Consider the following 18,812-nt stretch of genomic DNA (forward strand, 5'->3'; position numbering starts at 1 on the left):
ATCGGCACGTGGCTGGCATTCTGTAGCGACATGCTTGTCCTGCGAGAGTCTACACATCCCCGTAGTGAGCGGGCTTGCCCCGCGCTGGGTGGCGAAGCCGCCCCAAACCAGGCGACTTGGTTTCTCTGGCACTCGGCGGGGGTCTTTATGGGGGCGGCTTCGCCACCCAGCGCGGGACAAGCCCGCTCACTACAAGATCGTCGTTTTTCAGATTGGGTTAGAAAAGGCGGGCGAGCAGGGCGGTGACGGCGGTTTCGACCCGCAGGATACGTGCGCCGAGTTGTACCGGTTGCAGGCCGGCCTTGGCCAACAGGTCCACTTCGTAGGGAATCCAGCCGCCTTCCGGGCCGATCGCCAGGGTGACCGGCTCGTCCAACCCGCGCGGGCAGGCCGGGTAATCGCCGGGGTGGCCGATGAGCCCCAAGGTGCCTTCGGTCATCGCCGGCAGCCGGTCTTCGACGAACGGCTTGAAGCGTTTTTCGATGATGACCTCGGGCAGCACCGTATCCCGCGCCTGCTCCAGGCCCAGAATCAATTGCTCGCGAATCGCCGCCGGTTCCAGGAACGGCGTTTGCCAGAAGCTCTTTTCGACGCGGTAGCTGTTCACCAGCACCACCTTGGGCACGCCCATGGCGGCCACGGTCTGCAACACCCGGCGCAGCATTTTCGGGCGCGGCAGGGCCAGCAGCAGGGTCAGCGGCAGTTTGGCCGGCGGTGGCTGGTCGAAGTTGACTTGCAGCTCGGCTTCACCGGCCTCCAGGCGCAGCAGTTGGGCATTGCCCATCAGTCCGCCGATACGACCGACGCGCAGGCTGTCGCCTACGGCGGCGCGGTGTACTTCCTGCATATGCACCAGGCGCCGATCACGCAGCACTACGCGGTCGGCCGCGATGAAATCGGCCTCTTCAAGCAGCAGCAGGTTCACGGCTGTGTCGCTGGCGGCTGGTCGTCGTCGGCGGGTTGATCATCCGGGTGGTCGCCACGCTTGCTGATCAGGCCGCTGAACAGGATGCCGATCTCGAACAGCATCCACATCGGCACGGCCAGCAGCGTCTGGGAGAAGATGTCCGGCGGCGTGAGGATCATGCCGACCACGAAGCAGCCGATGATCACGTACGGGCGGATCTTCTTCAGGTATGCCACGTTGACCACGCCGATCCACACCAGCAGCACCACGGCCACCGGGATTTCGAAGGCCACGCCAAAGGCGAAGAACAGCGTCATCACGAAGTCGAGGTAGCTGGTGATGTCGGTCATCATTTCCACGCCGGCCGGGGTGGCGGCGGCGAAGAACTTGAAGATCAGCGGGAACACCAGGAAGTAGGCGAACGCCATGCCGGTATAGAACAGCAGGATGCTCGACACCAGCAGCGGCACCGCGATGCGCTTCTCGTGCTTGTACAGGCCCGGCGCGATAAAGCCCCAGATCTGGTGCAGGATCACCGGGATCGCCAGGAACAGCGAGACCATCATGGTCAGTTTCAACGGGGTGAGGAACGGCGACGACACATCGGTGGCGATCATCGTCGCACCCGCCGGCAGGTACTGGCGCAGCGGCGTCGAGACGAAGGTGTAGATCTGCTGGGTAAAGGCGAACAACCCGGCAAAGATGATGAAGATGGCCGCTACGCAACGCAGCAGGCGGGTACGCAACTCGGTGAGGTGCGAGACCAGCGGCATATGCTGGTCGTTTTCCGGTTTATCAGCGCTCATGGGGCTCGCGGCGGCAATGTGGGGTCATGGGGCGCGGGCGACGCAACGGGCGTCGGCGCAGGCTCGGTGGGGGCGGGTGCGGCGGGCTTCGCGTCGGCGATGGGCGCAGGGGCGATACGTTGCTCGGCCACGGGCTCAACCGGTTTGGCAGGCTCCTGCACCGGTGAAAGAATCTTCCGCGTTTCCTGTTCCAACGACAAAATATGCTCGTTGTGCAGCTGCCGGCGAATTTCGTCGGCGCCGATTTCCCGTTCAACTTCCTGTTTGATCGCATTGAAACTGCGTTTCAGGCGCCCGATCCACAGGCCGGCCGTGCGCGCGGCACCGGGCAGGCGTTCGGGCCCCAATACCAGCAGGGCCACGAGGCCGACGAGCAGCAGTTCAGAGAAGCTGATACCAAACATTAGTCAGTGCTCACGAGTCTTTGCGGGTCGGCTCTTGGACTTTCTCAGCCTGCACGTCGAAGGTCCGACGCTCGGTGATCGGCTGGGCGGCCTGCGGGTGCACCGGCTGTGCGGGCGGCACTGGATTGGCGGCCGGGTCAGCCGGCTTTTCGTCGTCATTCATGGCTTTGCGAAAGCCCTTGATCGACTCGCCGACGTCAGTGCCCAGATTCTTGAGTTTCTTGGTGCCGAACACCAGTACGACCACTACCAGAATGACGATCCAGTGTTTCCAGTCAAAAATGCCCATGCTGCAAATCCTCGAGTCTTAGTTATTCAAGCGGACGGGCGTGATGCCTTCTCGGCATGCCCGGACAAGCCGAAGCGACGGTCCAGTTCATCGAGCACGGCCTGCGGATGCTGCCCCAGCTGGGCGAGCATGACCAGGCTGTGGAACCACAGGTCGGCGGTTTCGTAGATTACATCGCTGCAGTCTCCGCTGATTTGCGCGTCCTTGGCGGCGATGATGGTCTCGACGGATTCTTCGCCGAGTTTTTCCAGGATCTTGTTCAAACCCTTGTGGTACAGGCTGGCGACGTAGGAGCTGTCGGCGTCCGCGCCTTTGCGGTCTTCCAGCACCTGGGCCACGCGGTTCAGGGTATCGCTCATGTCAGTGTCCTGCCGAATAGATGGCGTGCGGGTCTTTGAGCACCGGCTCCACAACCTTCCATTCGCCGTTCTCGAACACACGATAGAAGCAGCTGTGACGGCCGGTGTGGCAAGCGATACCGCCGATCTGTTCGACCATCAGGATCACCACGTCGGCGTCGCAGTCCAGGCGCATTTCGTGCAGGGTCTGCACATGCCCGGACTCTTCGCCCTTGCGCCACAGTTTGCCACGCGAACGTGACCAGTAAATGGCGCGCTGCTCAGTGGCGGTGAGGCTCAGGGCCTCGCGGTTCATCCAGGCCATCATCAGCACGCGCCCGGTCTTGTAGTCCTGGGCAATGGCCGGCACCAGGCCGTCACTGTCCCATTTGATCTCGTCCAGCCAGTCTTTCATGTTCGGCTCCGGCAATTTGCGACAGTGTATAACCGGATTGGCTATCGGCGCACGATCAGATAAACACCCACGGCAACCATGACGCCCGCCGGCCAGTGACCCAGTTGGTTCAGCGGGCCGCCGAGGGCCAGCATCACGCCGCCCACCAGGTGCGCGGCGCCCAGCAGGCGCAGGAACCAGTCGTCCTTGCGCTTGCGCCACGGTGGCTCGGGGTCCTTGGCGTGGGGCTGGGACATACGTTCCAGCAGGTCGCGGGTCATGCTGGCCAAGTGCGGCAGTTGTTCCATCTGGCTGTGCAGGTTGCCCAGCATGGTTTTCGGGCTCATCCGTTCACGCATCCAACGTTCCAGGAACGGTTGGGCGGTGCTCCAGAGGTCGAGGTCCGGGTACAACTGGCGACCCAGGCCCTCGATGTTCAACAGGGTTTTTTGCAACAGCACCAACTGCGGCTGCACTTCCATGTTGAAGCGTCGTGCGGTCTGGAACAGGCGCATCAGCACCTGGCCGAAGGAAATATCCTTTAACGGTTTTTCAAAGATCGGCTCGCACACGGTGCGGATCGCCGCTTCGAATTCGTTGAGCTTGGTTTCCGCCGGCACCCAGCCTGAATCGATGTGCAACTGCGCCACGCGGCGATAGTCTCGCTTGAAGAAGGCGAACAGGTTGCGCGCCAAGTAGTCCTGGTCTTCCGGGGTCAGGCTGCCGACGATGCCGCAGTCGATCGCAATGTACTGCGGGCTCCACGGGTTGACGGTGCTGACGAAGATGTTGCCCGGGTGCATGTCGGCGTGGAAGAAGCTGTCACGGAACACCTGGGTGAAGAAGATCTCCACGCCACGCTCGGCGAGCATCTTCATGTCGGTGCGCTGGTCGGCGAGAGTCGCCAGGTCAGTGACCTGCACGCCGTAGATGCGCTCCATCACCAGCACTTTCGGACGGCACCAGTCCCAATAGACTTGCGGCACGTACAGCAGTTGCGAGCCTTCGAAGTTACGCTTGAGCTGGCTGGCGTTGGCGGCTTCGCGCAGCAGGTCGAGTTCGTCGTAGATGGTTTTTTCGTAGTCGGCGACCACGTCCACCGGGTGCAGCAGGCGCGCATCCGCCGAGAACCGCTCGGCGGCGCGGGCCAGGATGAACAGCCACGCCAGGTCCTGGCCGATTATCGGTTTGAGGCCTGGGCGAATCACCTTCACCACCACTTCTTCGCCGGTCTTGAGCTGCGCCGCGTGCACCTGTGCGACCGAGGCCGAGGCCAGCGGTTCGACGTCGAAACGGCTGAACACTTCGCTGATCTTCTTGCCCAGCTGCGCTTCGATAAGTTTCATCGATTGCTGGGAATCGAACGGCGGCACGCGATCCTGCAGCAGCATCAGCTCGTCGGCGATGTCTTCGGGCAATAGATCGCGGCGGGTCGAGAGGATCTGCCCGAACTTGATGAAGATCGGCCCCAGATCCTGCAAGGCCAGGCGCAGGCGCGCGCCACGGCTCAGCTCGAGCTTTTTGCGCGGCAGCCAGCGCCACGGCAGCACATAGCGTACCGCCAGCAGGAACCACGGCAGGGGCAGGGCGAACAGCAAGTCATCGAGGCGGTAGCGGATTACGACGCGCTGGATACGAAACAAACGGCGGACGGCGAGCAGCTTCATGCGTTATCGCTTGGATCAAGGGAACGGTTCAGGCGCTCGAAGCGGGCCTCAAGGCGTTCCAGGTCGATTTTGGCCTTGTCGAGTTCACGAAAGCGCGCTTGCGCTTCCCGCTCTCCGACCAGGGTGCGCGATTCTTCGCTCAGGTATTCGGCGAGGTTCTGGCTGAGGCTGGCGAACCCTTGCTGGTACCAGCGCGACCGACTGCGCAGGTGCCCGCTGAGCAGCTGGGTGGCCACCGGGCCGATCCAGCGCGACAGCTCGTACTCCCAATCCAGTTCCAGGTCTTGCAGCACCGCCGCCAGGTCCATCAGCACCGCGCTGTCGCCCTCCAGCTCCACTTCGGCGCTGTGCAGGATCGCGGTTTTGTTGCGGCTCAAGGCCAGGTGCACCAGGCTCGAGGCCGGCGCACGCAGGGTGCAGTCGGCGTCGGCGGCCCATTGGGTCGCCAGCGTCAGGCCTTCATCGCTGGGCAGGATAAACAGCTGCAACGCGGGGCTGCGGCAGTCAACGGCAATGATTTTGCCGTTCAGATGCGCCAGCCGCGCCAGGGCGGTGCTGTCCAGGCGCAGCACACGGTTGAGGCCGTGTTCCGCGCTTGCCAGAAGCCCTTTGAGCAACATCAGGGCTTGATGCCGCGGTGCAGGGCGACGATACCCGAGGTCATGTTGTGGTAGGTCACACGGTCGAAACCGGCCTCTACCATCATCGACTTGAGGGTTTCCTGGTCGGGGTGCATGCGGATCGATTCGGCCAGGTAGCGATAGCTTTCGGCGTCATTGGTGATCAGCTTGCCCATCAACGGCATGAAGGCGAACGAGTAGGTGTCGTAGACCTTGGACATCAGCGCATTAGTGGGCTTTGAGAACTCCAGCACCAACAGGCGGCCGCCCGGTTTGAGCACGCGCAGCATCGAGCGGATCGCGTCTTCCTTGTGGGTCACGTTGCGCAGGCCGAAGGCGATGGTCACGCAGTCGAAATGGTTGTCGGGGAACGGCAGTTTTTCCGCGTCGGCCTGGACGAATTCGATATTGCCGGCCACGCCCTTATCCAGCAGGCGGTCGCGGCCAACCTTGAGCATCGAACCGTTGATGTCCGCCAATACCACCTGGCCGGTCGGGCCCACGAGCTTGGAGAACTTGGCCGCCAGGTCGCCCGTGCCGCCGGCGATGTCCAGCACGCGGTTACCGGTGCGCACGCCGGACAGCTCGATGGTGAAGCGCTTCCACAGGCGGTGCATGCCGCCCGACAGCACGTCGTTCATCAGGTCGTACTTGGCGGCTACGGAGTGGAACACCTCAGCGACTTTTTCCGCTTTTTGGCTTTCCGGTACGTTCTTGAAGCCGAAGTGAGTGGTGGGTTCGGCATCGCTGCCTTTGCGCTGATCAGTCATATCGCTGTCACCAAAAGAGAATGCGGCACATGATAATCCCCAAGGCCTGCTTTGTCTTGGCAAGGCTGCAGGTAAGATAGGTCATCACAGAGACCTTTTGCCGCACGGAAGGTTTTACCACTGGCTATAAACAGGAGTCATGGCAATGGCCCGTATTACCGTTGAGCGCACACATCACCTGGGTAAAGAAGCCGCACGGGCAAAGGCCGAACAGTTGGCAAGCAAACTTCAGGAACGCTATGGCCTGGAGTCGTCGTGGTCCGGTGATACCTTGAACCTGAAGCGTTCGGGGGTTAAGGGCACTGTGTTAGTCGCCGATGATTCGTTGCGCATCGATGTGCAACTGGGCCTGTTGATGTCGGCCATGAGTGGCACCCTCAAATCCGAAATCGAGAAAGCCCTGGACAAGGCGCTGGCTTGATCAACCTGTTGTTAGGGTGCCGATTCTAATTATTCCTCCTACGTTGTGCCCAAGCCCTCAACTCCTGTGGGCCGTTCCTCCCCCCCTATTCTGTGTGAGGCGAACCATGGCCAACGTTATTCTGAAGAAAAAAATCGACGCCCAGAGCGCTGCCCCAAGCGACGTTAAATCCTACGCCCGCAGGATCTGGCTGGCAGGACTTGGTGCCTACGCCAAGGTCGGAAGTGAGGGCGGCGAGTACTTCAAAGAGCGGGTTAAAGTCGGTCAACGTGTTGAAAGCAAAGGCAAAAAAGTTGCAGTTGAACAACTTGAGGCGGCCAACAGTCAGATGGACCAAGTAAAGAGTAATGTCTCAAGCCTCAAAGGTCTGGTAGAAGTTCAGCTGGATAAAGTTGAAAAAGCTTTTGATACTCGTGTTGCAAGTGCGTTGAATCGAATCGGCATTGCATCTAGACATGACGTTGAGACACTCTCTGCTAAGCTCGAAGAGCTGACGACATTGCTAGAACGTGTCGCGCGTAAACACTAAGGAGACATCCGGATGGCTGTTAAAAAGACTACTCAGAAAGAAGGCAGCTCGTGGGTCGGGGAAGTTGAAAAATATTCCCGTAAGATCTGGCTTGCTGGTTTAGGCGTGTACTCGAAGGTTAGCAGTGACGGTGGCAAATACTTCGAGACGTTGGTCAAGGACGGCGAGAAGGCCGAGAAGTTGACCAAGACCACAGTGGGTAAAAAAGTTGAAGCGGCCAAGGTAACTGCCGGTTCCGCCAAGTCGAGCATTTCTGACACGTGGGGCAAGTTGGAAGAAACGTTCGACAAGCGTCTCAACAGTGCCATTTCGCGACTGGGCGTGCCTAGCAAGGCAGAACTGAAGACGTTGCACAGCAAGGTCGATACCCTGACCAAGCAAATCGAAAAACTGACCGGCGCTAAAGTGGCTCCCGTTAAAGCGGTCGCTGCCAAACCTGCCGCCAAGCCAGTGGCTAAAACCGCAGCGGCCAAACCCGCGGCGAAAGCTGCAGCCAAGCCCCTGGTAAAAGCGGTCGCAAAACCTGCGGCCAAGGCTCCAGCCAAGGTGGCTGCAAAACCTGCCGCGAAGCCTGCGGCGAAAACCGCAGCCGCCAAGCCGGCTGCAAAACCAGTAGCCGCTAAAGCGGCTGCCAAGCCTGCCGCGAAACCTGCCGCCAAGGCCGCCGCTAAACCAGCCGCTAAAACCGCAGCTGCAAAGCCCGCAGCCAAGCCGACCGCCGCGAAACCGGCTGCCAAGCCGGCTGCAGCCAAGCCAGCGGCAAAACCAGCCGCCGTGAAGAAGCCAGCGGTAGCGAAAAAATCGGCCGCCGCCAAGCCTGCTCCTGCTGCGTCTCCCGCCTCCACAGCCAACTCAGTGTCCGCACCGGCCCCCGCTGTGACCCCGACTGCAACGCCGGCAACCCCGACGCCATCCAGTCAGTCCTGATTTCCCCCAGGACACAAAAAATGCCCGGCCTGCAAAGGTCGGGCATTTTTTTGTGTGAGCGCGGGCTACATGTTCAGTCCGTGTCATCCAGGTATTTCAGGGCCAAGCGCTCGGTCGCCAATCTCGCTGGCGACAGGAGGTGCGGCGCGACCAGCATCATTACCTGATAGACCACCACTTGCACCTCGCCCTTGCGGTCGAGAATGCGCTGGTAGTCCAGGGAAAACAGCAGCGTCATGGTGATCTGTTCCACCAGTTGACCGAGCGCCTGTGTATCGCTGACCAACTGTTCCGTCGCCTTCATACGCGCCAGCAAAGCCGCCAGGGTGCGCTTGAGCGACGTGAGCAGGTTGCGAATGCCCTTGGCCAGCTTCGGCAGGCGCCCGGCGAGGTTCGACAGGTCCTGGAACAGGAAGCGGTAATGGGCCATACGCTCGACGATCAGGTGCAGGAACAGCCAGTAGTCCTCGGGCTTTAATTGCGCATCTGCCGGTGGGTCGAGCAGCGGTGCCAGTTCAGCTTGAAAGCGTTCGAACAGACCGAGTACCAGCGGTTCCTTGCCATGAAAATGGTAGTAGAGGTTGCCGGGGCTGATCCCCATTTCATTGGCCACCTCCATGGTCGAGACATTGGGTTCGCCCTTCTGGTTGAACAATTGCAAGGCACATTCAAGGATACGGTCGCGGGTCTTCATCCAGCCTTCTTAACGGTGTCGGGTGAACTCAACGCACGCGCACATAGGTGCCTGGCGCCGCTTCCATCGGTGGGTAGTTCTGGTTGCCCAGGGCGGTGAGGGTTTCTCGTTGTACGCCCGAGCGTTGCTGGATCCATGTCAGCCACTGCGGCCACCAGCTGCCTTCGACGTGGTTGGCGTCGTAGTACCAGGCCCGGGGGTCGCTGCTCAGCTTGGGGTTCTCGACGTAGTTGGCCTTGGGGTTGCCCGGCGGGTTGAGAATGCTCTGGATGTGCCCGCTGTTGGACAGCACGAAGCGTCGATCGCCGCCCAACAACTGGGTGGAGCGGTACACCGCGTCCCACGGGGTGATGTGGTCGTTGATGCCGCCCACGCTGAAGCTGTCCACGGTGACCTTCCGCAGATCGATGGGGGTGCCGCACACTTGCAGTCCACCGGGGCGGCTGAGCGGGTTGTGCTTGAAGAAGTCCAGCAGGTCGCCGTGCAGCGCGGCGGGCAGGCGCGTGTTGTCGTTGTTCCAGTACAGGATGTCGAAGGCCGGCGGCTCCTTGCCCAGCAAGTAATTGTTGATCCAATAGTTCCAGATCAAATCATTGGGGCGCATCCAGGCAAACACCTTGGCCATGTCACGTCCGTCCAGCACGCCTTGCTGATAGGAACGGCGCTTGGCGGCTTCCAGGGTTTGCTCGTCGGCGAACAGCGTGGCGGGGCTGTCGATCTGGCTGTCCAGCAGGCTCACCAGGTAGCTCGCGCTGGAGACGCGGCGCAACTGGCGCTTGGCTTGCAGGTGGCCTTGCAGCGCGGCGATGGTCAGGCCACCGGCACAGGCGCCCATCAGGTTGACGTCGCGCGCCTTGGTAATCGCCCGGCACACGTTGAGCGCCTCTTCCAGCGCGGCAACGTAGGTGGATAGGCCCCATTCGCGATGGCGCACATCCGGGTTGCGCCAGCTGACCATGAACGTCTGCAGGCCGTTTTTCAACGCGTACTGCACAAAGCTGTTGGCCGGGCTCAGGTCGAAAATGTAGTACTTGTTGATTTGCGGCGGCACGATCAGCAGCGGTTTGGCGTACTGTTTTTCACTCATGGGCTTGTACTGGATCAGCTCCAGCAGCTCATTGCGAAAGACCACCGAGCCGGACGTGGTGGCGACCGTCTTGCCCACCTCGAACGCATGCTTGCTCACCTGGCGCGGCAGGCCATTGTTGTGCAGCACGTCTTCGAGCAGGTGGCTCGCGCCGCGCACCACGCTGTGCCCGCCGGAGTTGAGCAGCTCCTTGATGGCCAGTGGGTTGAGCAGGGTGTTGGAGGGCGAAACCGCATCATTGAGCAGCGAGAAAGCGAAGTGCGCACGCGCTCGATCATCGGCGCTCAGGGTGCTGTCGTCGATCCAGTGGCGCGTCTGCTTCTGCCAGCTCAAGTACGCCTGCAGGCTGCGTCGGTACAGCGGGTTGAGGGCCCAGGTGGGGTCGGTGAAGCGGCTGTCATGGGGGTTGGGCTTGTGCACGGTTTCACCCAGCAGCACGCGGCCCAGTTGACCGCTCAGCGCCAAGGCATGACGAGCCGTATGCAGCGGGTTGCGCAAGCCATGGGCGGCTACGCTGCGCAGCGTCGACAGCAGGTCGCGACCGCGCAGCCCGGTGATCGCATTTTGCGCATTGATGAACGCAGCAGGGGTGGGTGCCGGGTCCGTCATGGGTCTTTCTCGCATGAGCCAACACTCCTTCGTCAAGCCATCAAACAGGCACGCCAATCCAGAACCATAGTCGGTTCCTGGCAAGTTGCGCGGTGGTGTGGTCCTTACACCGCCGGTCGCGGATGAATCACCGCGCGCATGCGTTCCTCTTCGAGGAATTTCATTATGATCGGCGCCACGGCTTCGGCTCGAGTGATCAGGAACAGGTGGCCGTCATCAATGATGTGCAGTTGCGCGTTGGGAATGCGCCAGGCGAGCATGCGCATGTTGATCAGCGGGATCAGCGGGTCGTCGTCGCCCGCCAGCACCAGGGTGGGTTGGCGGATCTTGTGCAGCCAGTGGATGCTGGTCCAGCCCAGCCCCGCGAACAGTTGCCAGTAATAGCCCAGCTTGCCGGCCGAGCGCACTTTGCTCGCATGCTCGGCGGCCAGTTTCGCATCGCGGCGGAACGAGCCGCCGTAAATCATCGGCGCGATGCGCACCACGTGGGACGGCTGGATGTAACGGCGTGGGCTGGCCATCAGCCATAACACCTTGGGTTTGCCCGGCACCATCACCGCACCCGCCGCCGTGGCCGCCAGGATCAATTTTTTGCAACGCTCCGGGTAGTCGTAGGCAAATTGCTGCGCCAGCGCCCCGCCCCAGGACACGCCCACCGCATTCACCTGGCCGTAGTCGAGGTAATCGAGCATGCGCGCGGTGAGCTTGGCCAAGCCGGGAAATCGGTACGGCCGATTGGGCGTCGACGAACCGCCCACGCCGGGCACATCGAAGGCGATCACTTCCAGGTCCGGGTCCAGCGCCTGGACGAACGGAAACACCAGCTCAAGGTTGGCGCCGATGCCGTTGAAGATCAGCAGCGGCGTCAAGTGTGGCTTGCCCGGGCGCACCGCCGTGCGGATGGCTTGGCCATCCAGGTCGATGGTTCGGAAGATGAACGGTTGCGGCATGCTCAAGCCCTGTGAAGTGTTACAGCCGGAATGCGGTCTGAATGTGGGAGCGGGCTTGCTCGCGAATGCGGTGTGTCAGTACCAGATGTGTTGCCTGACACACCGTATTCGCGAGCAAGCCCGCTCCCACATTTGGATCTCATTTCAATCACAAAAATGTGTGTGGGTTAGCGTTCGTGAACATAAGTACCCGGCGCGGCTTCGGCGGCGGCATAGGTTTTATTACCCAAACTCACCGGCGCCTTCTTCAATTTTCCCGCCCGCTCCGCCTGCCATACCTGCCAATGCAGCCACCACGAATCGGTGTGCTTGGTTGCATTCTCCTGCCACTCAAGGGGTTTGCCCGCCAGGCTGTCGCTGGTCTGATACCGCGCCTTGGGGTTGCCCGGCGGGTTGAGGATGCTCTGGATGTGCCCGCTGCTGGACAACACGAACTCAACCTTGCCGCCGAACAGTTGCGCCGACTTGTAGCAGGACTGCCACGGTGTGATGTGGTCGTTGGTGCCGGCCAGGGCGTAAATATCGGCGGTGATTTGCTTGAGGTCGATGGGCGTGCCGCACACCTCCAGGGCGTTGGCGCGCACCAGCGGGTTGTTCTTGAACAGTTCGATCAGGTCGCCGTGGAAGGCCGCCGGCAGGCGCGTGGTGTCGTTGTTCCAGAACAGGATGTCGAATACGGGTGGTTCGTTGCCCAGCAGGTAGTTGTTGACCCAATAGTTCCAGATCAGGTCATTGGGGCGCATCCAGGCGAACACCTTGGCCATGTCGCGGCCTTCCAGCACGCCGGCCTGGTAGGAATGGCGCTTGGCGGCTTCCAGGGTCTGCTCATCGACGAACAGCGCCACCTGGGTGTCCAGCGTGGTGTCCAGCACACTTACCAGCAGCGTCAGGGCGTTGACCTTCTTCTCCCCCAGCGCCGCATAGTGACCGAGCAGCGCGGTGCAGGTGATGCCACCGGAGCAGGCGCCGAGCATGTTGATGTCCTTGCTGCCGGTAATCGCCGTGACCACATCGACCGCCTCCTTGAGCGCCTCGATATAGGTCGACAGGCCCCACTCGCGCTGGGCCTTGGTCGGGTTGCGCCAACTGACGATAAAGGTTTGCTGATTATTGCGCAGGCAGAAGCGCGCCAGGCTCTTTTCCGGGCTCAGGTCGAATACATAGAATTTGTTGATCTGCGGCGGCACCACCAGCAGCGGACGCTCGTGCACCTGTTCGGTGATCGGCTTGTACTGGATCAGCTCCAGCACGTCGTTGCGAAACACCACCGCGCCTTCGGTGGTGCCCAGGCTCTTGCCCACTTCAAAGGCACCCATGTTGACCTGGCTCGGCATGCCGCCGTTGTGCACCATGTCCTTGGCCAGGTGGGACAGGCCATCGAGCAGGCTTTTGCCGCCGGTTTCAAAGAAGCGCTTGACCGCCGCCGGGTTGGCCGCGCTGTTGGTGGGGGCCATGGCTTCGGTCATCAGGTTGATCACGAAATGGCCGCGGCTGATGTCCTGTTCGGACAGGTTGCTGTCGCCGATCCAGTCGTGCAGTTCCTTGCGCCACGCCAGGTAAGTCTGCAAATAACGTTTGTAGAGCGGGTTCTGGCTCCAGGCAGGGTCATGGAAACGACGGTCGTCGCTTTCGGGCACCAGCTGCGACTTGCCGAACATCACGTTCTTGAGTTCCACGCCAAAATGCGCGACGTGCTTGACGCTGTGCAACGGTTGCTTGATGGCTTGGGTCAGCACCATCTTCGCCGAGGCGAGCAAGTCCTTTTTGCGTAACGCGATGATCGGGTTGAGCCCCAGGGTGTTTTCCGAGGCCTGGCGTTTCAAGTCATCGTTATTCTTGTTACTCATCTACGACGCTCCATTGTCCGAAAGACGAGTACCGGCGGTGGCGCTGCATCCAGATTGCGATCCACAACACACGCCAGGTACTGCGACTCGGGTGACCGTTGATACCACATCGTCAAATGCAGGGAACTTGCCAGCTCCATTGGTTACCCGAGTTTAATTTTTTCCGCAAGCGGACCCATCATTGGTCACGCGACAGGGCATTCAAGCAGATGAAATTAGAAAATGCCCTCTAAAGAGCAAGACGCCTGGGCTAGAGCATCAGCCGCACGACCGATTCACTCGGATCGCGGGTTTTGCCGGCGGCTTTGAGTTCGGCGAGGTAGTCGGCCCACAGCGCGTCCTGACGCACGGCCAACTGGTAGAGGTAATCCCAGGTGAACAGTCCGCTGTCATGCCCGTCGTCGAAGGTCAGTTTCAGTGCGTACTGGCCGGCCGGTTCGATCTTGGTCAACCGGACGTTGAGCTTGCCGAATTGGAGGATGGGTTTGCCGTGGCCCTGGACCTCGGCGGAAGGCGAGTGCACCCGCAGGAATTCGGCGGGCAATTGGTAGGTTTCATCGGGGCCGTAGGTAAGGCCGAGGGTGTTGGAGGTTTTATGCAGGTTTACAGCAGTGGGAAATTTCGACATTGGTAATAATCCTGAAGAAACCGGCTCAAAAATGTGGGAGCGGGCTTGCTCGCGAAAGCGCAGTGTCAGTCAGTACATCTAGTACTGATACACCGCTTTCGCGAGCAAGCCCGCTCCCACAGTAAAGCAAAGCGGTTTTGCGTTTAGGCTTACAGGATATAACGCGACAGATCTTCGTTCTGCGCCAATTCGCCCAGGTGGCTGTTGACGTACTCCGCATCAATCTTGATCGCCTCGCCATTCTGCAACCCGGCCATGTCGCCGGCGCTGAAGGACACTTCCTCAAGCAAACGCTCAAGCAAAGTGTGCAGGCGACGCGCACCGATGTTCTCGGTTTTCTCGTTGACCTGCCACGCAATCTCCGCCAGGCGCTTGATGCCATCGGCCTGGAATTCGATCCCCAGGCCTTCGGTTTTCAGCAGCTCACGGTACTGCTCGGTGAGCGACGCGTGCGGTTCGCTGAGAATGCGTTCGAAGTCGCCCGGGGTCAGCGCCTTGAGTTCCACGCGAATCGGCAGGCGGCCTTGCAGTTCGGGCACCAGGTCGCTTGGTTTGCTCAGGTGGAAGGCGCCGGAGGCGATAAACAGGATGTGGTCGGTCTTGACCATGCCCAGCTTGGTGTTCACGGTGCAGCCTTCGATCAGCGGCAGCAGGTCGCGCTGCACCCCTTCGCGGGACACATCGACGCCGCCGGAGTTGCCGCGCTTGGCCACTTTGTCGATCTCATCGATAAACACGATACCGTGCTGCTCGACGGCTTCCAGCGCCTTGGCCTTGAGCTCTTCCTCGTTGACCAGGCGCCCGGCTTCTTCGTCGCGCACCAGTTTGAGCGCGTCCTTGACCTTGAGCTTGCGGCTTTTCTTCTTGCCCTTGCCCATGTTGGCGAACAGGTTTTGCAACTGGCTGGTCATTTCTTCCATGCCCGGCGGCGCGGAGATGTCGACCCCGGAGACTTCGGCGACTTCGATCTCGATTTCCTTGTCATCCAGCTGGCCTTCACGCAGGCGCTTGCGGAACAGCTGACGGGTGTTGGAATCGGACGACGGTGCGGCGTCTTCGTTGAAACCCATGCGTGCCGGTGGCAGCAGGGCGTCGAGGATGCGCTCTTCGGCGGCATCTTCGGCGCGGTGGCTGACCTTGGTCACTTCCTGTTCGCGCAGCATTTTCAGGGCGGCGTCGGCCAGGTCGCGGATGATCGACTCGACGTCGCGGCCCACGTAGCCCACTTCGGTGAACTTGGTGGCTTCAACCTTGATGAAAGGCGCATTGGCCAATTTGGCCAGGCGGCGGGCGATCTCGGTTTTACCGACGCCGGTCGGGCCGATCATCAAGATGTTCTTGGGCGTTACTTCAACGCGCAGTTCCTCGGGCAGTTGCATCCGGCGCCAGCGGTTACGCAGCGCGATGGCGACGGCGCGCTTGGCATCGTCCTGGCCGATGATATGGCGGTTGAGTTCATGGACGATTTCACGGGGAGTCATGGACATAGTGTTTGGCGGCCTCAAGCGGAATAAGCCTACGGCTTACTCGGCGAGGTCCTGCTCCTCAATGGTCTGGTTGTGGTTGGTGAACACGCAGATATCACCGGCGATGCCCAGGGCGGTCTCGACGATTTCGCGGGCCGACAGGTCGGTTTTTTTCAACAGTGCGCTGGCCGCCGCTTGGGCATAGCCACCGCCGGAACCCATGGCGATCAGGCCATGTTCAGGCTCAACCACATCGCCGTTGCCGGTGATGATCAGGGACGCGTCTTTGTTGGCGACGGCCAACATGGCTTCCAGGCGGCTGAGGGAGCGGTCGGTGCGCCATTCCTTGGCGAGTTCGACGGCGGCGCGCACCAGGTGGCCCTGGTGTTTTTCGAGCTGGCCTTCGAAGCGCTCGAACAGGGTGAAGGCGTCGGCGGTAGCGCCGGCAAAGCCCGCAAGAACCTGGCCGTGGTACAGGCGACGCACTTTCTTGGCGTTGCCTTTCATCACGGTATTGCCCAGGGAAACCTGGCCGTCGCCGCCCATGACAACTTTGCCGTGGCGACGTACTGAAACGATGGTGGTCAAGGGGAGAGTCTCCACGCAGCGGGGCGAAAATGCCCTGATGGAAACTGATATGGGGGTAGTGGGGGGGATTTCAACCGTAGGGCGTTGGGGCGGACGAGTGGCGTTTATATGTCGGACTCGATCTTCAGATCGATGAAAATCAAATGTGGGAGCGGGCTTGCTCGCGAAAGCGGTATGTCAGTCGCCGGAAATAGTGACTGATCTACCGCATTCGCGAGCAAGCCCGCTCCCACATTTTGGACCGCTGCGTTTTCAGAATCAGCGGCTCTGGCGCTGTTGTAACAACAGGTTGCTAAAGCCCGCGCCAGCCAATTGCTTCTGCGCCACGGTCAGCTGTTCACGGTTGCTGAACGGCCCCACCAGCACGCGATACCAGGTCGCGTCTTTCACCGTGCCGGACTCCACCGTCACCGTCTGGCCGAGCAGAATGATCTGCGCGCGCACGCGATCCGCGTCCGCCTGTTTCGGAAACGAGCCCGCTTGCAGGAAGAACTTGGTCACCGGCGCGGCCTTGGTCTCGGCCACTGGCGGAGCCGGCGGCGGCGTGATCCCGGCCAGTGCAGCCTGGGCGCGCGCCGTATCGATTTTCGCCGCTTCCGCCGGGGTAACCGGGGTGGTCGGCACTTGTGGCGTCGGCAGGGTTTTCTCCGGCACGGCGTCGGGCGGCACGATCACTTCCGATTCCGGCAGCAGCGTGTAGAAGTCGTACTTAGGCTTCACGGGGGCGGTCGGGCTCGGCGCAGTCTTGTTGGCTTCGGCTATTTTCGTGGCCTTCTGTTGTTCCTGTTTGACGCGTTTGACGTCGTCGCCCTGGCCGGGGTCCAGCTTCATCAGGAAGACGATAAACGCGCCGACCGTGAGGCCGATTGCCATCCACAACCAGCCGGGGATCGGTTTCTTCGCCGGGGCCTGGTAGCGGCTGGCGCCGCGCTTGGGTGCAGGTTTTTTCTTGGCGGCCAACTTACATGCGCTCCAGGGTTTCCAGGCCCAACAGTTCCAGGCCTTGCTTGAGGGTGCGTCCAGCCAGCGCGGCGAGGCGCAGGCGGCTCTGCTTTTGGGCTTCGTCGTCGGCAGTCAGGATCGGGCAGTTCTCGTAGAAGCTGGAAAACAGCCCCGCGACTTCGTAGAGGTAGGTGCACAGAATGTGCGGCGTGCCTTTTTCGCCGACGCTGTTCAATACTTCGCCGAATTGAGCCAGTTTCGCGGCCAGTTCCTGTTCGTGCGGTGCCTGCAGCACGATCCGGCCTTCGACTTCGCTGAAATCCTTGCCCAGCTTGCGGAACACGCCCGCCACACGGGTGTAGGCGTACAGCAGGTAGGGCGCGGTGTTGCCTTCAAAGTTGAGCATCAGCTCGAAGTTGAAGCTGTAGTCGCTGGTGCGGTGCTTGGACAGGTCGGCGTACTTCACCGCGCCAATGCCCACCACACGGGCGATGTTGCGCAGGTCGGCCTCGGCCAGCTCCGGGTTCTTTTCCTTCACCAGGTTGTAGGCACGTTCCTGGGCTTCGGTCAGCAGGTCGATCAGCTTCACGGTGCCGCCGTCGCGGGTCTTGAACGGACGGCCGTCGGCGCCGTTCATGGTGCCGAAACCCATGTGTTCCATCTGCATCGGGTGGGTGACAAAGCCGGCCTTGCGCGCCACCGCGAACACCTGCTGAAAGTGCAGGGCCTGGCGCTGGTCGACGAAGTACAGGGCGCGGTCGGCCTTGAGCGTGCCGCTGCGATAGCGTACGGCGGCCAGGTCGGTGGTGGCGTAGAGGTAGCCGCCATCGGCCTTGACGATAATCACCGGCAGCGGCTCGCCTTCGGCATTCTTGAATTCGTCGAGGAACACACACTGCGCGCCGTTGCTCTCGACCAACATGCCCGCGGCCTTCAAGTCGTTGACCACGTTGACCAGGTCATCGTTGTAGGCGCTTTCGCCCATCACGTCGGCCATGGTCAGCTTGACGTTGAGCAGCTCGTAGATCTTCTGGCAGTGCGACAGCGAGATGTCCTTGAACTTGGTCCACAAGGCCAGGCACTCGGCATCACCGGCTTGCAGCTTGACCACCAGCCCACGGGCGCGGTCGGCGAATTCCGCGGATTCGTCAAAGCGCTTCTTGGCCGCGCGGTAGAAGTTTTCCAGGTCCGACAGTTCGTCACTGGTGATCGGGTTTTCCTGCAGGTAGGCCATCAGCATGCCGAACTGGGTGCCCCAGTCGCCGACATGGTTCTGACGGATGACTTCATCACCCAGGAACTCGAGGACCCGGGCCACGCCGTCGCCGATGATGGTCGAGCGCAGGTGGCCGACATGCATCTCCTTGGCCAGGTTAGGGGCCGACAGGTCGACCACGGTGCGCTGGGTCGGGCCGGCTTTGCGCGCGCCCACGTGAGCGTCAGCCAGGGCTGCGTCGAGCCGAGTGGCCAGGGCCTGGGTGTTCTGGAAGAAATTGATGAAGCCAGGACCGGCGATTTCGGCTTTGGTGACACTCTCGTCGGCAGGCAGCGCGGCAATGATCTTCTCCGCCAGGTCGCGCGGCTTCATACCGGCGGGCTTGGACAGCATCATCGCAATGTTGCTGGCGAAGTCGCCGTGGGTCTTGTCGCGGGTGTTCTCCACCTGGATCGCCGGCGACAGGCCTTCAGGCAACACACCTTCGTTGACGAGTTGGGTGATGGCTTGTTGGATCAGCTGGCGAATGGTGTCTTTCATGGTGTTCTCTTTCGACCGCAAGCGGCGGCGCGCGATGCGCAGGTGGAAAAACTGGGCATTATCCGTGGCGAGGGCGGGCTTGCCAACCGTTCAGAGCGGGTGGCGGACCTGTGGGCCCCATCGCGGGCAAGCCCGCTCCCACATTTAACGGTGTTCACATTTCAAATGTGGGA

Annotated in this window: 21 protein-coding genes; 3 read left to right on the top strand and 18 right to left on the bottom strand. The window is 61.2% G+C overall.

What is annotated here, in order from left to right:
- Nucleotides 1-217: 217 nt before the first annotated feature.
- Genes KVG91_RS15170 through ubiE form a run of 9 tightly spaced genes read right to left on the bottom strand, consistent with a single transcriptional unit; the run spans nt 218 to nt 6,195 of the window.
- Nucleotides 218-925, bottom strand: coding sequence for a 16S rRNA (uracil(1498)-N(3))-methyltransferase (locus KVG91_RS15170; RefSeq protein ID WP_169375895.1), 708 nt, complete (start codon nt 923-925; stop codon nt 218-220).
- Nucleotides 922-1,713: a twin-arginine translocase subunit TatC gene (gene tatC / locus KVG91_RS15175; RefSeq protein ID WP_169375896.1), complete on the bottom strand. Its 792-nt coding sequence runs from the start codon at nt 1,711-1,713 to the stop codon at nt 922-924. The genes KVG91_RS15170 and tatC overlap by 4 nt, the downstream gene beginning before the upstream one ends.
- The gene (gene tatB / locus KVG91_RS15180) at nt 1,710-2,117 is read right to left on the bottom strand and encodes a Sec-independent protein translocase protein TatB (RefSeq protein WP_169375897.1); all 408 of its coding nucleotides are present in this window, start codon (nt 2,115-2,117) and stop codon (nt 1,710-1,712) included. Before tatB ends, tatC begins: the two co-directional genes overlap by 4 nt.
- 10 nt (nt 2,118-2,127) lie before the next feature.
- Nucleotides 2,128-2,406 (bottom strand): twin-arginine translocase TatA/TatE family subunit, encoded by a 279-nt coding sequence (locus KVG91_RS15185; RefSeq protein ID WP_169375898.1) that lies wholly within the window; start codon nt 2,404-2,406, stop codon nt 2,128-2,130.
- A 26-nt stretch (nt 2,407-2,432) separates the two neighbouring features.
- Complete coding sequence (locus KVG91_RS15190) at nt 2,433-2,765, bottom strand: phosphoribosyl-ATP diphosphatase (RefSeq protein WP_003209299.1); 333 nt, start codon at nt 2,763-2,765, stop codon at nt 2,433-2,435.
- 1 nt (nt 2,766) lies between these two features.
- A complete protein-coding gene (gene hisI, locus KVG91_RS15195; RefSeq protein ID WP_034117325.1) occupies nt 2,767-3,159 on the bottom strand; it encodes a phosphoribosyl-AMP cyclohydrolase in 393 nt (130 codons plus the stop codon).
- Nucleotides 3,160-3,200: 41 nt separating this feature from the next.
- A complete protein-coding gene (ubiB, locus tag KVG91_RS15200) occupies nt 3,201-4,805 on the bottom strand; it encodes a ubiquinone biosynthesis regulatory protein kinase UbiB (protein ID WP_169375899.1) in 1,605 nt (534 codons plus the stop codon).
- Nucleotides 4,802-5,425: a ubiquinone biosynthesis accessory factor UbiJ gene (locus tag KVG91_RS15205; RefSeq protein WP_169375900.1), complete on the bottom strand. Its 624-nt coding sequence runs from the start codon at nt 5,423-5,425 to the stop codon at nt 4,802-4,804. Before KVG91_RS15205 ends, ubiB begins: the two co-directional genes overlap by 4 nt.
- The gene (gene ubiE, locus KVG91_RS15210) at nt 5,425-6,195 is read right to left on the bottom strand and encodes a bifunctional demethylmenaquinone methyltransferase/2-methoxy-6-polyprenyl-1,4-benzoquinol methylase UbiE (protein WP_003171186.1); all 771 of its coding nucleotides are present in this window, start codon (nt 6,193-6,195) and stop codon (nt 5,425-5,427) included. Before ubiE ends, KVG91_RS15205 begins: the two co-directional genes overlap by 1 nt.
- A gap of 145 nt (nt 6,196-6,340) precedes the next feature.
- Here ubiE and KVG91_RS15215 point away from each other — a divergent pair, with 145 nt between their 5' ends.
- The 3 genes from KVG91_RS15215 to KVG91_RS15225 all read left to right on the top strand — a co-directional run bounded on the left by KVG91_RS15215 (nt 6,341) and on the right by KVG91_RS15225 (nt 8,072).
- The gene (locus KVG91_RS15215) at nt 6,341-6,616 is read left to right on the top strand and encodes a polyhydroxyalkanoic acid system family protein (protein ID WP_169375901.1); all 276 of its coding nucleotides are present in this window, start codon (nt 6,341-6,343) and stop codon (nt 6,614-6,616) included.
- Between the two features lie 106 nt (nt 6,617-6,722).
- The gene (locus tag KVG91_RS15220) at nt 6,723-7,145 is read left to right on the top strand and encodes a phasin family protein (RefSeq protein ID WP_169375902.1); all 423 of its coding nucleotides are present in this window, start codon (nt 6,723-6,725) and stop codon (nt 7,143-7,145) included.
- 12 nt (nt 7,146-7,157) lie between these two features.
- Nucleotides 7,158-8,072 carry a phasin family protein gene (locus KVG91_RS15225; RefSeq protein ID WP_169375903.1) on the top strand — a complete coding sequence of 305 codons (915 nt, stop codon included), beginning with the start codon at nt 7,158-7,160 and terminating at the stop codon, nt 8,070-8,072.
- Between the two features lie 73 nt (nt 8,073-8,145).
- Here KVG91_RS15225 and KVG91_RS15230 read toward each other — a convergent pair whose 3' ends face one another.
- The 9 genes from KVG91_RS15230 to argS all read right to left on the bottom strand — a co-directional run bounded on the left by KVG91_RS15230 (nt 8,146) and on the right by argS (nt 18,639).
- Nucleotides 8,146-8,766, bottom strand: a complete 621-nt coding sequence (locus KVG91_RS15230) for a TetR/AcrR family transcriptional regulator (protein WP_169375904.1) — start codon at nt 8,764-8,766, stop codon at nt 8,146-8,148.
- Nucleotides 8,767-8,794: 28 nt separating this feature from the next.
- Entirely contained in the window at nt 8,795-10,477 is a 1,683-nt protein-coding gene (gene phaC / locus KVG91_RS15235; protein WP_169375905.1) for a class II poly(R)-hydroxyalkanoic acid synthase, read from the bottom strand.
- A gap of 89 nt (nt 10,478-10,566) precedes the next feature.
- Nucleotides 10,567-11,412: a poly(3-hydroxyalkanoate) depolymerase gene (gene phaZ, locus KVG91_RS15240; RefSeq protein WP_169375906.1), complete on the bottom strand. Its 846-nt coding sequence runs from the start codon at nt 11,410-11,412 to the stop codon at nt 10,567-10,569.
- Nucleotides 11,413-11,579: 167 nt separating this feature from the next.
- Nucleotides 11,580-13,259: a class II poly(R)-hydroxyalkanoic acid synthase gene (gene phaC / locus KVG91_RS15245; protein ID WP_169375907.1), complete on the bottom strand. Its 1,680-nt coding sequence runs from the start codon at nt 13,257-13,259 to the stop codon at nt 11,580-11,582.
- 250 nt (nt 13,260-13,509) lie between these two features.
- Entirely contained in the window at nt 13,510-13,887 is a 378-nt protein-coding gene (locus tag KVG91_RS15250; RefSeq protein ID WP_169375908.1) for a gamma-butyrobetaine hydroxylase-like domain-containing protein, read from the bottom strand.
- A 149-nt stretch (nt 13,888-14,036) separates the two neighbouring features.
- Nucleotides 14,037-15,374, bottom strand: coding sequence for an ATP-dependent protease ATPase subunit HslU (gene hslU / locus KVG91_RS15255; RefSeq protein ID WP_169375909.1), 1,338 nt, complete (start codon nt 15,372-15,374; stop codon nt 14,037-14,039).
- A gap of 36 nt (nt 15,375-15,410) precedes the next feature.
- On the bottom strand, nt 15,411-15,941 hold the full coding sequence (gene hslV / locus KVG91_RS15260) for an ATP-dependent protease subunit HslV (RefSeq protein WP_003171209.1): 531 nt from the start codon (nt 15,939-15,941) through the stop codon (nt 15,411-15,413).
- A 258-nt stretch (nt 15,942-16,199) separates the two neighbouring features.
- Nucleotides 16,200-16,901: an SPOR domain-containing protein gene (locus tag KVG91_RS15265; protein WP_169375910.1), complete on the bottom strand. Its 702-nt coding sequence runs from the start codon at nt 16,899-16,901 to the stop codon at nt 16,200-16,202.
- 1 nt (nt 16,902) lies between these two features.
- A complete protein-coding gene (gene argS / locus KVG91_RS15270) occupies nt 16,903-18,639 on the bottom strand; it encodes an arginine--tRNA ligase (RefSeq protein WP_169375911.1) in 1,737 nt (578 codons plus the stop codon).
- Nucleotides 18,640-18,812 lie beyond the last annotated feature (173 nt).

Origin of the sequence: Pseudomonas azadiae, assembly GCF_019145355.1 — a bacterium.
In the GTDB taxonomy this organism is placed as follows: Bacteria; Pseudomonadota; Gammaproteobacteria; order Pseudomonadales; family Pseudomonadaceae; genus Aquipseudomonas; species Aquipseudomonas azadiae.

Coding starts and splice junctions, on each gene's coding strand:
- tatC (WP_169375896.1), bottom strand. CDS start 1,713: ATGAGCGCTGATAAACCGGAAAACGACCAGCATATGCCGCTGGTCTCG.
- tatB (WP_169375897.1), bottom strand. CDS start 2,117: ATGTTTGGTATCAGCTTCTCTGAACTGCTGCTCGTCGGCCTCGTGGCC.
- KVG91_RS15185 (WP_169375898.1), bottom strand. CDS start 2,406: ATGGGCATTTTTGACTGGAAACACTGGATCGTCATTCTGGTAGTGGTC.
- KVG91_RS15190 (WP_003209299.1), bottom strand. CDS start 2,765: ATGAGCGATACCCTGAACCGCGTGGCCCAGGTGCTGGAAGACCGCAAA.
- hisI (WP_034117325.1), bottom strand. CDS start 3,159: ATGAAAGACTGGCTGGACGAGATCAAATGGGACAGTGACGGCCTGGTG.
- ubiB (WP_169375899.1), bottom strand. CDS start 4,805: ATGAAGCTGCTCGCCGTCCGCCGTTTGTTTCGTATCCAGCGCGTCGTA.
- KVG91_RS15205 (WP_169375900.1), bottom strand. CDS start 5,425: ATGTTGCTCAAAGGGCTTCTGGCAAGCGCGGAACACGGCCTCAACCGT.
- ubiE (WP_003171186.1), bottom strand. CDS start 6,195: ATGACTGATCAGCGCAAAGGCAGCGATGCCGAACCCACCACTCACTTC.
- KVG91_RS15215 (WP_169375901.1), top strand. CDS start 6,341: ATGGCCCGTATTACCGTTGAGCGCACACATCACCTGGGTAAAGAAGCC.
- KVG91_RS15220 (WP_169375902.1), top strand. CDS start 6,723: ATGGCCAACGTTATTCTGAAGAAAAAAATCGACGCCCAGAGCGCTGCC.
- KVG91_RS15225 (WP_169375903.1), top strand. CDS start 7,158: ATGGCTGTTAAAAAGACTACTCAGAAAGAAGGCAGCTCGTGGGTCGGG.
- KVG91_RS15230 (WP_169375904.1), bottom strand. CDS start 8,766: ATGAAGACCCGCGACCGTATCCTTGAATGTGCCTTGCAATTGTTCAAC.
- phaC (WP_169375905.1), bottom strand. CDS start 10,477: ATGCGAGAAAGACCCATGACGGACCCGGCACCCACCCCTGCTGCGTTC.
- phaZ (WP_169375906.1), bottom strand. CDS start 11,412: ATGCCGCAACCGTTCATCTTCCGAACCATCGACCTGGATGGCCAAGCC.
- phaC (WP_169375907.1), bottom strand. CDS start 13,259: ATGAGTAACAAGAATAACGATGACTTGAAACGCCAGGCCTCGGAAAAC.
- KVG91_RS15250 (WP_169375908.1), bottom strand. CDS start 13,887: ATGTCGAAATTTCCCACTGCTGTAAACCTGCATAAAACCTCCAACACC.
- hslU (WP_169375909.1), bottom strand. CDS start 15,374: ATGTCCATGACTCCCCGTGAAATCGTCCATGAACTCAACCGCCATATC.
- argS (WP_169375911.1), bottom strand. CDS start 18,639: ATGAAAGACACCATTCGCCAGCTGATCCAACAAGCCATCACCCAACTC.